Genomic DNA, 14,270 nt, shown 5'->3' with positions numbered 1-14,270 from the left:
GTCGTGGGAGGCGTCAAATTTTGGTTCGCTTGACGCATCTGAAGCCAACATGGCTGGTGGAGGTGTCCTCCGGTTCCGCACGACGGGCGGCCGGACGGTAGCGTCGGCAGTAGTTCGGGGCGCAAAGATGCGAGCCGACTTTCAGCACCGCCTTGGAATTCGTATTTTCGGTCGCGAGGATCGAAGCACGCCTCTCGCTCGCCGCCACGAGGGTTCTTGGGAATGCAGCATGGTTTCGCCGCAGCCTCGGGGTGGCGGGTCGACCAGTGGTCCGACGTCCACTCCCATACGTTGCCGTTGATGTCGTAGATACCGTACCCGTTCGCCGGGAACGACCCCACGGGCGATGTTCTATTGGCGCCCGCAGGCTTTGTGCTCATCGTGGGAAACGTGCCCTCCGACGTGTTGGCTATAAGTTTGCAGTCTGGGTTCAATTCGTCGCCCTAAGCGAATTCGGCATTGTCGATGCCACCGCGGGTTGCCAGCTCCCATTCGGCCTCCGTCGGCAGATCCTTGCCGGCCCAGTGGGCATACGCCCGGGCGTCGCTATCAGCGACATGAACGACCGGATGGTCGAGCTTCCCGCGAATATCGCTGCGAGGACCGTAGGGGTGTCGCCAGTCGGCGCCGAACTTGAACGACCACCATTTGGTGATGTCAGGGCCGACGACTGTCTTCGGTTGAGTGAACACGAGAGAACCGGCCCGCAGCATTTCAGGAAGCGCGCCGGGATAGTCGGCAGCTTGTGGAGTCTTTTCCGCGACGGTGACATGTCCGGTGGTTTTGACGAAGGCGGTGAACTGACGGTTCGTGACCGGCGTCGCGTCGATCCAGAAGCCGTCGACCTTGACCGGATGCGCACGGGCTTCTTCCGGATGGTGCTTATTCGATCCCATCGTAAACATTCGTCCGGGTACCCAGGCCAAGCCTTCGAATACGGCATCGTATGCATCTACTGCGTTCATGGCCCTGCCCACTGCTGGAACGTCCACTGTGAGGATCCATGTGACATGCGGCCTCGGTCGCTGCGTATTGTCCTTTAGGGAGGTTGTTATCCGGTCGGAGGGAACGCGTCGGGGACGGCTCCGATCGCTGACAACTCGCAGCCTCGTCACGACGGATTCCCCAAAGGGCAATATCTGCTGACGCTAATACAATGTAGAAAATGGATGGAAGAGTGGAAAGTCCTCTTCCGCAAGTCGAGGGTCACCATGCGGGCTGAGGAGCCGCGTCTCTACCGAAATGATCTGTCCAATTTGCTGGTCAGTAAACTTGGACGTCGTCGCTGCGACAAACCCTCTTTTGCTTTGACTCGTCTTTCAACCAACCTTGGTCGTCCATGTGGCGGCCCCCTGAGGGAGGCATTAGAAATGAGACGGACTACGAAGTTCTTCACGGCAGCAATGGCGGTCGCGGGCAGCCTGTTGGCGAGCACGGCGGCAATACATGCGCAGGAGACCAGGAAGCCCAACATCCTGTTCATCATGGGTGACGACATTGGATGGATGCAGCCGAGCATCTATCACCAAGGTCTCGCGGTCGGTGAAACACCCAATATCGACCGCATCGGCCGGGAAGGAGCGAAGTTCATGACCTATTATGCCGAGCAGAGCTGCACGGCAGGGCGGACTGCGTTCATCACCGGCATGCAGCCGGTGCGCGTCGGCATGGTTCTACCGGAGATTCCCGGAAGCCCGTCCTACCTGAGGGCCGGCACGCCTCACCTCGCCAAGTTCCTGTATGATCTCGGTTACTCGACAGGTGAGTTCGGCAAGAACCATCTCGGAGATACCACCGAATCCCTGCCGACGGCACACGGGTTCCAGGAATTTTGGGGCTACCTCTATCACCTCGACGCCATGCAGGGGGTGAGCTTCCCCGACATCAACAAGACCTCAACCGAGCAGGGGATCGCGCCACCTTGCAGAAACACGCCGATCCCCGGCTTAACGGAAGACCCGGCGTCCGTCGACCCGAAGACCACGACCTGCCTGACGCCGCCGCGTCCGATGCTTGCGTGCAAATCGTCCGACGGATCCCCGGCGAACCAAAGCTGCAAGGATGAGGGCCCGCTGACGCTTGAGCGCTCCAAGACGATTGACGAAGAGATCTCAGGAAAGGTCATCGATTTCCTCGACAGGAACGACCCCGAGAAAACCAAAAAGCCGTTCTTCGTCTGGTACAACCCGGCCCGCATGCACATAACGACGGTGTTGCCCGACAAATATCTGAACATGGTCGGCGAGCCCGGCGGCAAGGACTGGGGCGTTAACGAAGCCGGCATGAAGCAGATGGACGACAACATCGGCTATGTTTTGAAAAGGCTCGAGGAGATGGGAGAACTCGACAACACCATCGTCGTCTTCACGACCGATAACGGCGCCGAGACGATCACCTTCCCAGATGGCGGCACCACGCCGTTCAAGGGCGGAAAGCTCAGCACCTGGGAAGGCGGCATGCGGGCGCCGCTTGTGGTTCGCTGGCCGGGGCACATCGAGCCCGGTACGGTCAAGAACGACATGTTCTCGGCGCTCGACTGGCTGCCGACGTTTGTGAACATCGCAGGCGGTCCGAAGGGCGACGGCCTGAAGACAGAGATCGAGGCGGGCAAGTATCCGGGGATCGTCAAGACCACGCTCGACGGGATCGACCAGCGCGACTTCCTGGAAGGCAAGTCGCCATCCAAGCGCGACAGTTTCTTGTACTATTCAGGCAAAGAGCCGTCGGCTGTCCGCTACAAGAACTGGAAGATGTACTTCGCCATGGTCTCCGACGATCCAGCTGGCTTCATTACCGGGGTGATGCCGTACGCCTGGACGCAGGTCGTCAACATCAAGCGCGACCCCTTCGAAACCTCGGTCGGTCAACAGTTGAAGACGCTCTTCGGTACAGGCGGCGCCATCGCGTCACCGTCCACCGCCTATGTCTATGACTGGAACATCCTGCCCATCGGCCAGCAGTTGTGGCTGAAGCATCTCGAGACCTACATCGACTTCCCGCCGCTTCAGAGCCCTGCAAGCTACAATCTGGAGCAAGTGATGCAGCAGGTCCGCGAAATGAAGACTGGTCACGACTGACGCGCGCAGTAGCGTAACGACGTCGGAGCGGACGCCCTTCGGGGCGTCCGCTCCATGCTTCACCTGTCAGGCCCTTGGGGCCGACTGAGGGCGGGACGATGAGCGATGTCATCCAAGCAGGTCGTGACGAACCTCGATGGCCTCCGGTGGTGGCGATACTTGCAGTGTTCGCCCTTTTGGAGGTGCTGCCGCACCATGTCTACGCCATGCCGCGATTGGTATCATACGCGGTCCTGGTGGCAGCTATCGTTCCAATGGTCATGGTGACGCTGGCGACTGACAACGCTGCCTGGCTGCGTATCGAGCGCGTTGCGATCATGCTGCTTGCCAGTGTTTACGCAGGCAATACGGCAGCGGAACTCGCAGATATGATCGGGATCATCACCGTGCACCCGCCCGAGACGCGATCAGTATCGTTGTTGACGTCGTCATTTACCATCTGGATCACCAACGTGCTCACCTTCTCGCTGCTCTATTGGCAGATCGACGCGGGTGGCCCATCGCGTATTGCGCGTGGGATAGCAAGGAGACCCGACTGGCTCTTTCCTCAGGCTTCAACTCCCGACGTCGCGGCGCCGGATTGGCGACCGCTTTTCATCGACTACCTGTCTCTCGCGTTCAATACGGCGACCGCTTTCAGTCCCACCGACGTGCTGCCACTCACCCAACGCGCGAAGGCGCTTATGATGCTCGAAAGCGTGATTTCGCTCCTGACGCTCGTCCTCGTGGCCGCGCGTGCAGTCAATGTCATTCCATAAGCTTCTCCGCAACGATTGGCATCGACAGGGTCGACATCGGACGTCAGCGTAAATGGCTTCAACCGCTCAAGGATTTTGCATGATGCAAAAAAGGCTGATGCTGGTCGCCGCAGCGACGTTCACCGCCGATGGGAGTCGGAAAGGAATGGCCAATCGATGCTGGTCACCCGACGCGGCCGACAATCGAAGGGTTTCAACTCATCAATCTCAATCTTGTACGGTAGTTCTTATGCTCCGCCCGGTCCATCCATCGAAGGCACTGGTATGTCTGTCGAACCTGATCAGCTTTCAACAATGATCAATCACGCGGTCGCGCCGGCGTTCATGCTCAATGGCGTCGCGGCCATGGTGGCGGTGCTGGTCAATCGGATCGCCGGCGTGACGCAACGGATCAGAAGCCTCCGCGAGATTGATGAAAGTGACGTCGCTCGAGCCTGGTTGAAGGCGGAAATCGGGGAGTTGAGGAAACGGGAACGCCTCTTGAACAGCGCGTTGCACCTGTCTGTTCTGGCCGGAATTGGCGTGACGTTTCTGCTTCTGTTCGGTTTCGTCGTCGCCTTCATGGGATATCGCCACGAACCGGGAGCCGCCGTCCTCTTCATCGCGGCACTCTGCTTCCTGGCCGCGTCGCTCTTCCGACTCCTGCAGGACGTCAGGCTTTCGCAAGGTGAGCACGACGATCACCGGGAAAGATGACAAGCAAACTTGTGTCACCGCAGGCTGCAGCGGCATGCTAGAAGTGGAAGGATACCCCTATGATCGGGCCCTGCTGGACGACGTCGAAGACAAACCCGTCGTTCTCGTAGTTGACGCCTAGTGCGCGGTACCCGGCCACCGCCGAGATGGTGTCGTTGAACTTGTAGCCGAGGCCGAGGCCCACGTCCCAGTCGACGTCGGCACCGCCGCCACCCACCAGCCCCCATCCCGTGACATAGATTTCCGGGGTGAAGAAGTAGTTCCCGCGCAGCCCGACGACGGCGTCCACCCACGTTGCGCTGTCTTCCCGCTCCACACCGGCCAGAAGTCCGCCGTTGAAGGAGATATCCGTCTCGACCGACCAGACTTTCATGCCGCCAAACACGTCAAGGTGGCCATTTTGATCTTCGAGTACGGCGTAACCCACGCCGAGAAGTCCCGCAAAGGTCTCCGAAGTCACCCCGACGCTGTCAGCGAAGATGCCGCGGGGCGTGTGCGCATCGGCACCCAGCTTGACGTAGATTACGTCGCCGACGATGCTGTAGCGGTCATATCTTGCTTCGGCCGTAGCCATGAAGGCGAAGTCGAGATTGTCGAGAATGTCGCCGAAATCGGAATCGATGTCGACCTCGGGAAGCCCGAATTGCCGTACGTTCCCGGAAATTCCGGCAGCCCAGAAGTAAGGCGCGACCGTGAATTCCCAGCCGCTCCGGGTCTCGACCGTCTTCGCTTCGGGCGCGAGCGGTGTGAGATCGGCGGCATTGCCGAACGATGCGGCTGTGACGCCGGCTAGCAAGACAATCGCATGCAAGTGAATGGCTTTCATGAGAATCCCCCGATCTCGTTTGCCGCCCTAGCGCTGCTTCCGAGTCGAGACTGTGTAACAGGAAGTGGGTTCCGGCAACCTGAAACACCTATTTGGGGTTGCTGGCGAGGCAGAATACCTGAAGCTGTGGCTTCCCGGCCTCAGTCTTGCCTGTCTCTTGCTGGGCCAGTGAAACGCCGCCAGGGCGGCGTGTCTCTGGTTGAAGATCAATAGCAAGGCGGGAAGGGGTAGTAGCCGCATTGCTGATTGTTGTTGTAGTAGGAATTGTAGTAGTAGGGGCGCGCTGCTGCCGCTCCAATGGCCGCGCCGGCCACCACGCCCGCCGCGACGGGAGCACCGCGATACCAGGCCCCGTGGTAGACAGGCGCATGCCAGTAGGTACCTCCCACACGGTTGATGTTGGTGTCGCCGATATGGACGTCGTCTCCGCGGTAGCCGCCGCGGAAATCACCTCCCGCGAAGTCTCCGCCGCGGAAACCGCCTCCGCCGAAGCTGCCGCCACCAAAGCCGCCACCGCCGAAACCCCCTCCACCGAAACTTCCACCGAAGTGATCGATGAAGAGGGCCGCGGGTCCGGTCGCACCGCTTAGGCTTCCCTCCAGAATGGCGATATCGAATGTCAGTGTCGTGCCGTCGAGTTTCGGCCCCTTCAGCGTGACGACGGCGTCGCTGACATCCGATCCGTCCCCGCCCAGCACCGACACTGTTGCGTTCGGAGGATCGACGGCGAAATTGTCCTTGCCGTCGTCCCACTGCATAATGAACTGTTCAGTCATCACATGCCCGGCAGCTCGCACCGGCCGGTCGGCGAAGACGATCGAATTGGCCGAGACGCCAGTCAGAATGAGCTTTCCGTTTTCGATTTTGGCGCCAGCCGAATTGATCACTGCCAATGACGGCACCGGACCTGTTGGCGTGACTTGGCCAATTGCCTTTTCGAGCGGTACGTGCGGCTTCTTCGGGGCGTCCTGCGCAAAGCCAGCGGAGGCCAGGGCGAAACTTCCGGCGAAGATGAGCGTGGTGAGACGGTCGACTTTCATGGCGAATATCCTCCCAGTTGGAACGGGCAGGAAGCCCGTCACCTTAATGCACGTTGTTGAAGTCTGATGTCACAAGCGTTAGGCAAGCCGCCCAGCCGAGGCGCACACAGTCCTAGTTCTTGAAGATCTGCTTCCAGTCGTTCTTCATGTCGACGACGGTCCAGCCGGTGATCGCGGCCGCGTCCAGCGCCTTGTCGAGACGTCCGAAATCGGTCTTACGGTCGTAGGCGTATTCGCGCTCCGCATCGGTGTGATGAACAAGCATCCCGAGACGCGCCGGCGCACCCGCCATCGTTGTCCATTGGAGCATTTCGAGATCGCCGTCGGAATTGCCGAACGCTGCAATCGGCCGCCGGCCGATCTCCTGGTTGATCCCGACCGGCTTGCCCGCCTTGTCGTCGATGAAGTTGACCTCTGGCAGGCGGCGCAAAGTCGGCATGTCGTCCTGCATCTTGAACTCCGTCTTGATCGAGGAACCGATGACCTGCTCTGGCGGGACGCCGTAGACCTTCTCCGTCCATGGCCGCATGAACTCTACGCCGCCACCCGACACGATGTAGGTCTTGAAGCCGTTGGCGCGCAGGTAGGACAGCAGTTCGACCATCGGCTGGTAGACGAGCTCGGTGTAGGGTCGCTTGAATCGAGGATCGCGTGCCGTGGAAAGCCAGTCGGTCACGACCTTCTGGAAATCCTCAGTCGTCATTCCCGCATGGGTGACCATGATGAGTTCCAGAAGGCCTTTTTCGCCCGATGCGGCAAGGGTTTTCATGTCGCCGTCGAGCACCGCCTTGAACGGCTGGACGCTTTTCCATTCAGGATGCTGCGGCGCGAGCGTCTTCACGCGGTCCAAGGCGAAGGCCAGTTGGGTGTACATGGGATGCTCGACCCAAAGGGTCCCATCATTGTCGAATACTGCAATCCGTTCGGGCTCCAGGACGAAATCGGTCGAGCCCTGTTTGGACACCCTCTCGACGAAGGAGACTATCGCCTGTTTCGGACCGGTGTCGTTCCAGGAGGGCAGGGGATCGCTTTGTGCATACGCGGACGCCGTGAGGAAAAGTGCTGCGATGACAACCGGAATCACATCGCGTGCCGATTTGATGAGGTGGCGGATAGTGAACATCGGGTGTACCTTCAAGTGAGAGAGCGCCCGGCGAATTGCACTCCGCCCCGGCGCGGCCCAACTCTAGCGAATGTGATCGCCCTCCGATATTGCACTTTGGGGAATCGTCGGGATCCTAAGGCAATCAATAGTGGTGTTTGCAACGGATGACACCACACCAAGAAGGTGTTATCGTCGCAAAGCTTTGAGGGTGGACCAATGGCCTTGGGCAAGGGGGAAGGTCGATTGCGATGCGCTGGTCCCTTGCTGGCGTCGCTCCTGCTGATTGCTTCGAACTCCTACGGTGTCACTCAAGATACGTCGCCCGCACTCCTCGATCGGCCGCCGCGGGTTCTCATACTTTATCCCTATGATGAGCGGATCGCGGCAACGACGTCTGCCGGAGAAGCGTTGCGCAGCCGCCTGCTGGAAGCGACAGATGGCAAGATCGATCTGTTTTCAGAGTTTCTGGATCTGTCGAGGTTTCCGGAAGCCGATCATGTCGCACGCATGGGACGATACCTGGCGCAGAAGTACGCCCCTCGTCGCCCGGATGTGATCGTCGCACTCGGCAAGGAGTCTGCCAGCTTCATATCGACGAACCGCAGCGCGATTGCTCCCGATGCGAAGATAGTCGCGGCCGGTTTCGGCAACTCCACCGCGGAGAACATCGATTTACCAGATGATGTGGTCGGGGCGTTCACGACATTCGATATTCTGAAGACGGCCGAAATGGCCCGCAAACTGCAGCCCAATGCCCGTCACCTTTACATCATCGGTGGATCGTCGGAGTTCGACCGGGGATGGTTGGCGACGGCGCGCGCAGATCTCGACGAGTTCTCCAAGTCATACGAAACGACGTACCTGGAAGATTTGACGATCGAGGAGTTTATCGAACGCGCATCTGACGTCCCCTCCGACAGTATCATCCTGGCGTTGACGGTCTTTAAGGATCGGGCGGGGCGGAATTTCATCCCGCGCGAAGCGATCAGGCAGATCGCGGCAACGGCCAGCGCACCTGTCTATGGGCCCTATCAGACCTACATCGACCACGGCGTCGTCGGCGGCAATACCGTCACATTTGACAGTTTGGGACGAACCGTCGGAAATCTTGTCGTCGATGTCATAGCGGGTCGGCCGGTCTCGGATATACAAGCACCCCAGACAAACATCGTAGATGCTCGACAGCTCCGGCGTTGGGGGCTTGCAGAGCGGAACCTGCCTGCGGACACCATCCAGATGTACAAGGAGAGGAGCCTCTGGGAAGAGCACTGGTTGGCAGTGACGGGAGCATTTGGTGTTGTCTTGATGCAGGCTGGTGTTATCGCTCTCCTCCTGCTCGAGCGACGCCGCCGTCATGATGCGGAGAGCCGGTCACGACTTCACCTGCTCGAAGCTGTTCACCTCAACCAGTCCGCAACGGCTGGGGCTCTGTCGTCGTCGATCGCCCACGAACTGAACCAGCCGCTGTCGGCCATTCGAAACAATGCCGAGGCGGCCTCCGAGTTGCTTCGAAACGGCAGCCCGGATCTGGAGTTGATCCAGCAAATCCTGCTCGATATCCAGGAGGACGATCAGCGGGCGGGGGATATCATTGGCCGGATGAGAGGGCTGCTCAAGAAGAGGAGCGAGATCGATTGGCAGGAGTTCGACCTGAACGACGTCACGTCGAACGCGATCCACATCATTCATGGTGAGGCCGAACGCAGAGGGATTACCCTCGATACAAATCGGCCGACGACCGAGCTGCCGGTACGGGCAGACAAAGTTCATGTGCAGCAGGTCGTCCTTAATCTTGCGACCAATGCGATGGACGCCATGACTGACGCCGATTCTGCCAGGAGAATTCTGACGTTCGCGACAGGACTTGAGAAAGAGAAGGCTGAACTCAGTGTGGCCGACACAGGCAACGGAATACCGGAAGAGCGTCTGTCCAGCATCTTCGAGCCGTTCTACACAACCAAGCAAGCGGGGACAGGCTTGGGTCTTTCCATCGCGCGCGCCATTGTCGAAACATACGGCGGCACGATCTCTGCAGATAACCAGCCCGAAGGCGGCGCCATCTTCCGGGTGGTCCTGCCTCTCGCCCGACGGGGGGAGCAAGGTTGATGAAACCGGTCATCCACATCGTCGATGACGACGAATCCTTCCGAACGGCGACTGCACGGCTCCTCTCAGCCTATGGTCTCAAGGTTGAAACCTATGAATCTGGAGACCAGTTTCTCGACCGCCTTCCAGATTGCGAACCCGGCTGCGTTCTCCTTGACTTGCAGATGCCCGGCTTATCCGGGCCGCAAGTTCAACATCGACTGTCCGAGCTTGCACCTCTTATCCCGGTCGTGTTCCTCACGGGCGAAGGAGACATAAAGGCCGGCGTCGACGCAATGAAAGCAGGCGCACAGGACTTCTTGGAAAAGCCTAGCCCGGCGGCGGTGCTGATGGAGGCGATCGATCGAGCGCTGGCTCAATATGAAAGGCGACGGGCCGAGCACGAGCGTCTTCAGGAACTGAGGACATTGGTGGCGAGCTTGAGCGCGCGCGAAGCGGAAGTCTTCGGGCTGATCATTCGTGGCAAGCTCAATAAGCAGATCGCCTATACCCTTGGCATATCGGAGCGGACAGTGAAGGTGCACCGCCATCAGGTTATGGAGAAGCTCGGAGTAGGATCGCTGGCCGAGGCAGTGTCCATAGCCGCGAGTATCGATCTCACCGGCCGGAGTGCACCGTGGCCTGGGATTTGATCGGGCGATCTTCCCCTTAGGACAATATGAATCGAGATCTAACAGGCCTACTGTGCCGAGGAACCCGTAATCACGAGGGAGGCTTGAGGTGGGCGACCTGCGCCGCACGATCGCTGTCGTTGATGATGACGCAAGCATACGTCGAAGCGTCGGGCGGTTGGTCAACGCTTACGGGTTCGCGAATATAGAGTATGCATCCGCAGAAGCCTTTCTCGTTCGCGATCCAGCGGTGGCGATCGACTGTCTTGTTCTGGACATCGATCTCGGGGGCATCTCAGGCATCGAATTGCAGCACAGGCTGAAAGAGGCTGGGGTGAACTTGCCGGTGATCTTCATCACGGCGCTCGAAGATAACCGGCTGAGAACCGAAGCAGAGCGGGAGGGGTGTATCGCGTATCTGCGGAAGCCCTTCGCGGGGTCCGTACTAATCGCGGCGATCAAAAAGGCGCTCGGATTGTGAAGCTTACGAGAACAGAGGAACACCCGCACGTGTCGGATGGAGAGGAAATGGAGTGCGCTCGCGGACTCGAAACAACGGGAGAACGAAGCATGCCATACCAAGTGACGGAAAGGCTTCTTTTAAAGCTCGCGCTGAGCTGCACCCTAAGGGGCGCCTCGGCCATAACCCTCACGTCCTGCACTACTGCTCAGAGATCGGTCGCGACAAAGGAGAGCAATCTGTCAGCGGCGGGCTTTCTCGCACGCCCAGCCAACACTCCCAAGCGTCAGGCGATGCTGAAACGGTTGGCGCCGAACACATTCGTAACAAGCACGCGCGGCAACAAGACCAACTACGTCTACACCGATCCGACGGGCTGCAAATGCCTCTATGTTTGAACGCAGCAGGCGTACGACCAATATCGGCTTTCTCAACATCAGGCAAAGACCGCCAATCAACAGCAGCTTGCTGCTCAGGCCTATGCGGATTCCGATTGGGACTGGGGCGAATGGGGACCGTGGATCTCGAACTTCAGCGGCCCGTTCGGTCCAGACTTCGACACCTTTTAGGTCGGAAGGCGGTCCAGCTATTCACCCCAGATACGGAGGCGGATCATGGATTGGGTCAACAAATGGCGTCCGGCGGCCAGCGCAATGGCGATCGCATCATGTTTGAGCATTTGCCCGTTCCTTGCGGCGACGGCGTCTGCGCAACAGACGAAGCCGAACATCCTGTTCATACTCGGCGACAATATCGGCTACGGCGACATCGGGGCCTACGGTGGCGGGGAGTCTCGAGGATCGCCAACGCCGCGCATTGACCAACTGGCGTCGGAGGGACTGCGTTTGACGCAGTTCCTGGTCGAGCCGTCCTGCACGCCATCGCGCGCCGCATTGATGACAGGACGCTATTCCATCCGCTCCGGACTGTCGCTGGTTGCCGTTCCCGGTACGTCGTTCTCCTTGCCAGCGAATGAGATCACCATGGCGGAGATGCTGCACGGCGCAGGCTATGTCACGGCGATCTTCGGCAAGTGGCACCTCGGCGATCAGACCTACAGCCAGCCCCAGAACCAGGGTTTCGACGAGTTCTACGGTATCCCGCCGGGGGACACCTGGGATGCGTTTGGTATGATCCGACAAGGCCTGCAGACAAAGACGCTCGATATCCCGCCTGAGAAGGGGCCGCAAATCGTCGAGGCAAAACGCGGCGAGCCGCTGAAGGCGGTGAAACCATACACCGAGGAGGTGCGTCGTGGGATCGACTGGGAACTGGTGGATCACGGCGTCGATTTCATGAGGCGGCAGAAGGCATCGGGCAAGCCGTTCTTCCTGTACCTGCCGATTTCCCGGACACACTTTCCGAACCTGCCCTCGAAGCGATTCGAAGGGGCGTCCCGGATCGGTCAGTTCGGCGACTCCCTGATGGAAGGCGATGCCATCGTCGGCACGATGCTGGATGCATTGACGGAGCTCGGCGTCGAGAAGGATACCATCGTGGTCTTCGCCTCGGACAATGGGCCGGACGGTCCTGGAGCTAGTCGGTTCGGCGCCGACATGCCGGACATGGGGAGTTCCGGACCATATCGCGGCGCGCTTGGCGACGTCAGCGAAGGCGCAATCCGCACCGCCGCCGTGGTCCGCTGGCCGGGACGGATCATGGCGCGGTCTTCATACGCGATGTTCTCGATCATGGACTTTCTTCCGACGTTTGCGCGAATTGCAGGCGGAAAGTTGCCGAGCGACCGCCCGATCGACGGGGTCGACCAGAGCGAGCTCCTGCTTGGCGACGGTGGCGTCGGGGCACGCGATCATCTGCTGACCTTCGTCGGTGCTGAGCTCGTCTCTGTCCGCTGGAAGCAATTCCGGGCCTATTTTGTCGACGTCGCACCCGGCCGGAGCGGCGCGGGTGGGGCAATCCTGCTAGGCGGGGTTGGAGCGAGCGCTGCCGCTATGAATGGCTATCCAAAGGTCTTCAATATCGAGTCCGATCCGCAGGAGGATCACAATATCGGCGAGATGTACAACTGGGTCCTCGGGCCGATACTGAAGGCGGTCGAGGAATACAAGAAGACCCTTGTCCGATCACCCAATCCACCTGCGGCCAACATGACCAAATTTTGAATTCAAGCACCGCGATCTTTTGGCACGTTGAGCTGAGGGATGTCGCTAACCCAACGGAAAGGAACGATAATGTTTAGACACTTGATCGCATGCTCGGTACTTGTCATTCCAGTCTCAGCAGGCGCTGCAAAGCTCGAGGTCGGAAAACTGGAGTGCGACATATCCAAAGGCGTCGGGATGATCATCGAAACCAAGCAGACCGTCTCGTGCACGTTCACGCCATCGCCCTCGGGCCCGACGCAGACTTACAAAGGTTCGATCGACGAGTTCGGCCTCGCCGTCGGCGACGTCAAGGCTGGGAGGATGGTCTGGCTGGTCTCGAGCGTCAGTGGCAAGCCGGTCTTGGGCCTGCAGGGGACCTATCGAGGTGTCGAGGCCGATGCCAGCCTTGGCCTCGGCGGCGGCGCGAAGGTTCTGGTTGGCGGAAGCCGCGATAGCGTTTCCCTGCAGCCGCTGTCGCTGGAAGGTGAAGAAGGCGTCAACGTCGCGATAGGCGTGGCTTCTCTGAAGCTCAGTGCAGTCGACTGATCGAGACGCAAGAACACTGCTCGCGGGGCGAGACCTTCGTCAGCATACCAGAACACGTCAGACGGGCGACAGCTCCCTCTACTCAGTCGCTCGCCTTGGCCGGGGCCAAACTCCCAGTACCCCCTGGGATTGGTGGAGATCTGTCGTTCACATTGAAGGTGTAGCTGATCTGGGGATCGGTTCCGAAGGTTCGCCCCTTGAAGTCGCCAAGTCGGGCTGGTTGTCCGTCGTGTCCCGCAACTCTATCTGCTCGATCCCGACCGGAATGATGTTGAGATCAATGGAGCCTGACGGGGGCGCTATTTACGAAGGCACGCAGCACGCATGATTCTGAATTCCGACTGACGTCGGAAGCAGCCCAGGGCCAGCAACGTCGGCAGGAGGGACTTCTGCCCAATGTCATCCGGCATTGAGACCGCCTTTCCATCAAGGTTTGTTCGGCGAATCGCGAAAAGACTTGGCCGCGATCGGGGTCGCTGGAGGAAGTCGTGAATTTCGAGCGGAAACCGCTCATGAACCCCGACGGGAAGCTTTAAGAAGGCTGGAGTTTCGGACTGCTTGAAAGGTTGGATTCGCGGTGCGAAACAGAGGGAATGGTGCTTGCCGATAATGGTTGCCAGAGCCGAAAAGGGAGCGAAACCTGATACTTAGTCAGCTTCCGTGGGCGTTTTAAGCGTCGCACGGTCACTTCACGTACATGAGGTCTCACTCTATGTCTTTGGGGGCAAACTTCATCATAGTTCTCAGCTGAGAACTTTGGTGTCAGTCAAGGAAGCGGTAGTATCCGAGGGTGAAGACCCTTGGACCCTGGTGGTCGTCCTCTCGGTACGCTGCACGAGAATGATCCGGTCATACGGTCGTCGCACCCACACGGCATGGTGCACGCCCTGGAACCTCCCAGAAGGGTTTTGATCTGGAAATCTACTCTGCCTGTGTTCCC

Annotated in this window: 11 protein-coding genes and 1 pseudogene; 8 read left to right on the top strand and 4 right to left on the bottom strand. The window is 59.4% G+C overall.

What is annotated here, in order from left to right:
- Window positions 1-13: 13 nt before the first annotated feature.
- Window positions 14-965 (bottom strand): annotated as a pseudogene (locus tag BSG20_RS27980) (formylglycine-generating enzyme family protein).
- Window positions 966-1,403: 438 nt separating this feature from the next.
- Between BSG20_RS27980 and BSG20_RS27975 the strand changes: the two are divergent.
- From BSG20_RS27975 to BSG20_RS27965, 3 genes are all read left to right on the top strand, one after another.
- Entirely contained in the window at window positions 1,404-3,077 is a 1,674-nt protein-coding gene (locus tag BSG20_RS27975) for an arylsulfatase (protein ID WP_072380651.1), read from the top strand.
- A 98-nt stretch (window positions 3,078-3,175) separates the two neighbouring features.
- A complete protein-coding gene (locus BSG20_RS27970; RefSeq protein ID WP_072380610.1) occupies window positions 3,176-3,835 on the top strand; it encodes a hypothetical protein in 660 nt (219 codons plus the stop codon).
- A 264-nt stretch (window positions 3,836-4,099) separates the two neighbouring features.
- Window positions 4,100-4,531: a DUF2721 domain-containing protein gene (locus BSG20_RS27965; RefSeq protein WP_072380608.1), complete on the top strand. Its 432-nt coding sequence runs from the start codon at window positions 4,100-4,102 to the stop codon at window positions 4,529-4,531.
- A gap of 37 nt (window positions 4,532-4,568) precedes the next feature.
- On the opposite strand, the gene BSG20_RS27960 is transcribed toward BSG20_RS27965, so the two are convergent.
- From BSG20_RS27960 to BSG20_RS27950, 3 genes are all read right to left on the bottom strand, one after another.
- Window positions 4,569-5,357: a porin family protein gene (locus BSG20_RS27960; RefSeq protein WP_072380606.1), complete on the bottom strand. Its 789-nt coding sequence runs from the start codon at window positions 5,355-5,357 to the stop codon at window positions 4,569-4,571.
- Between the two features lie 206 nt (window positions 5,358-5,563).
- Entirely contained in the window at window positions 5,564-6,397 is an 834-nt protein-coding gene (locus tag BSG20_RS27955) for a hypothetical protein (RefSeq protein ID WP_072380604.1), read from the bottom strand.
- A 112-nt stretch (window positions 6,398-6,509) separates the two neighbouring features.
- Window positions 6,510-7,520: an HAD family hydrolase gene (locus tag BSG20_RS27950; protein ID WP_072380602.1), complete on the bottom strand. Its 1,011-nt coding sequence runs from the start codon at window positions 7,518-7,520 to the stop codon at window positions 6,510-6,512.
- A 198-nt stretch (window positions 7,521-7,718) separates the two neighbouring features.
- Here BSG20_RS27950 and BSG20_RS27945 point away from each other — a divergent pair, with 198 nt between their 5' ends.
- From BSG20_RS27945 to BSG20_RS27920, 5 genes are all read left to right on the top strand, one after another.
- Window positions 7,719-9,608 (top strand): sensor histidine kinase, encoded by a 1,890-nt coding sequence (locus BSG20_RS27945; protein ID WP_072380600.1) that lies wholly within the window; start codon window positions 7,719-7,721, stop codon window positions 9,606-9,608.
- Entirely contained in the window at window positions 9,608-10,240 is a 633-nt protein-coding gene (locus BSG20_RS27940; protein ID WP_072380598.1) for a response regulator transcription factor, read from the top strand. The genes BSG20_RS27945 and BSG20_RS27940 overlap by 1 nt, the downstream gene beginning before the upstream one ends.
- A gap of 88 nt (window positions 10,241-10,328) precedes the next feature.
- Window positions 10,329-10,700 (top strand): response regulator transcription factor, encoded by a 372-nt coding sequence (locus BSG20_RS27935; protein WP_072380596.1) that lies wholly within the window; start codon window positions 10,329-10,331, stop codon window positions 10,698-10,700.
- Window positions 10,701-11,293: 593 nt separating this feature from the next.
- A complete protein-coding gene (locus BSG20_RS27925) occupies window positions 11,294-12,802 on the top strand; it encodes an arylsulfatase (RefSeq protein ID WP_083540013.1) in 1,509 nt (502 codons plus the stop codon).
- Window positions 12,803-12,871: 69 nt separating this feature from the next.
- Window positions 12,872-13,330, top strand: a complete 459-nt coding sequence (locus BSG20_RS27920; protein WP_072380594.1) for a DUF992 domain-containing protein — start codon at window positions 12,872-12,874, stop codon at window positions 13,328-13,330.
- Window positions 13,331-14,270 lie beyond the last annotated feature (940 nt).

Source organism: Rhizobium tibeticum (assembly GCF_900110205.1).
Taxonomy (GTDB): Bacteria; Pseudomonadota; Alphaproteobacteria; order Rhizobiales; family Rhizobiaceae; genus Rhizobium; species Rhizobium tibeticum.
Note: the sequence above shows the minus strand (reverse complement) of the source record. Positions and strands in the feature narration are given on the sequence as shown.

What these genes read in the sequence shown, in the direction of transcription:
- BSG20_RS27975 (WP_072380651.1), top strand. Translation starts at nt 1,404, where the DNA reads ATGGCGGTCGCGGGCAGCCTGTTGGCGAGCACGGCGGCAATACATGCG.
- BSG20_RS27970 (WP_072380610.1), top strand. Translation starts at nt 3,176, where the DNA reads ATGAGCGATGTCATCCAAGCAGGTCGTGACGAACCTCGATGGCCTCCG.
- BSG20_RS27965 (WP_072380608.1), top strand. Translation starts at nt 4,100, where the DNA reads ATGTCTGTCGAACCTGATCAGCTTTCAACAATGATCAATCACGCGGTC.
- BSG20_RS27960 (WP_072380606.1), bottom strand. Translation starts at nt 5,357, where the DNA reads ATGAAAGCCATTCACTTGCATGCGATTGTCTTGCTAGCCGGCGTCACA.
- BSG20_RS27955 (WP_072380604.1), bottom strand. Translation starts at nt 6,397, where the DNA reads ATGAAAGTCGACCGTCTCACCACGCTCATCTTCGCCGGAAGTTTCGCC.
- BSG20_RS27950 (WP_072380602.1), bottom strand. Translation starts at nt 7,520, where the DNA reads ATGTTCACTATCCGCCACCTCATCAAATCGGCACGCGATGTGATTCCG.
- BSG20_RS27945 (WP_072380600.1), top strand. Translation starts at nt 7,719, where the DNA reads ATGGCCTTGGGCAAGGGGGAAGGTCGATTGCGATGCGCTGGTCCCTTG.
- BSG20_RS27940 (WP_072380598.1), top strand. Translation starts at nt 9,608, where the DNA reads ATGAAACCGGTCATCCACATCGTCGATGACGACGAATCCTTCCGAACG.
- BSG20_RS27925 (WP_083540013.1), top strand. Translation starts at nt 11,294, where the DNA reads ATGGATTGGGTCAACAAATGGCGTCCGGCGGCCAGCGCAATGGCGATC.
- BSG20_RS27920 (WP_072380594.1), top strand. Translation starts at nt 12,872, where the DNA reads ATGTTTAGACACTTGATCGCATGCTCGGTACTTGTCATTCCAGTCTCA.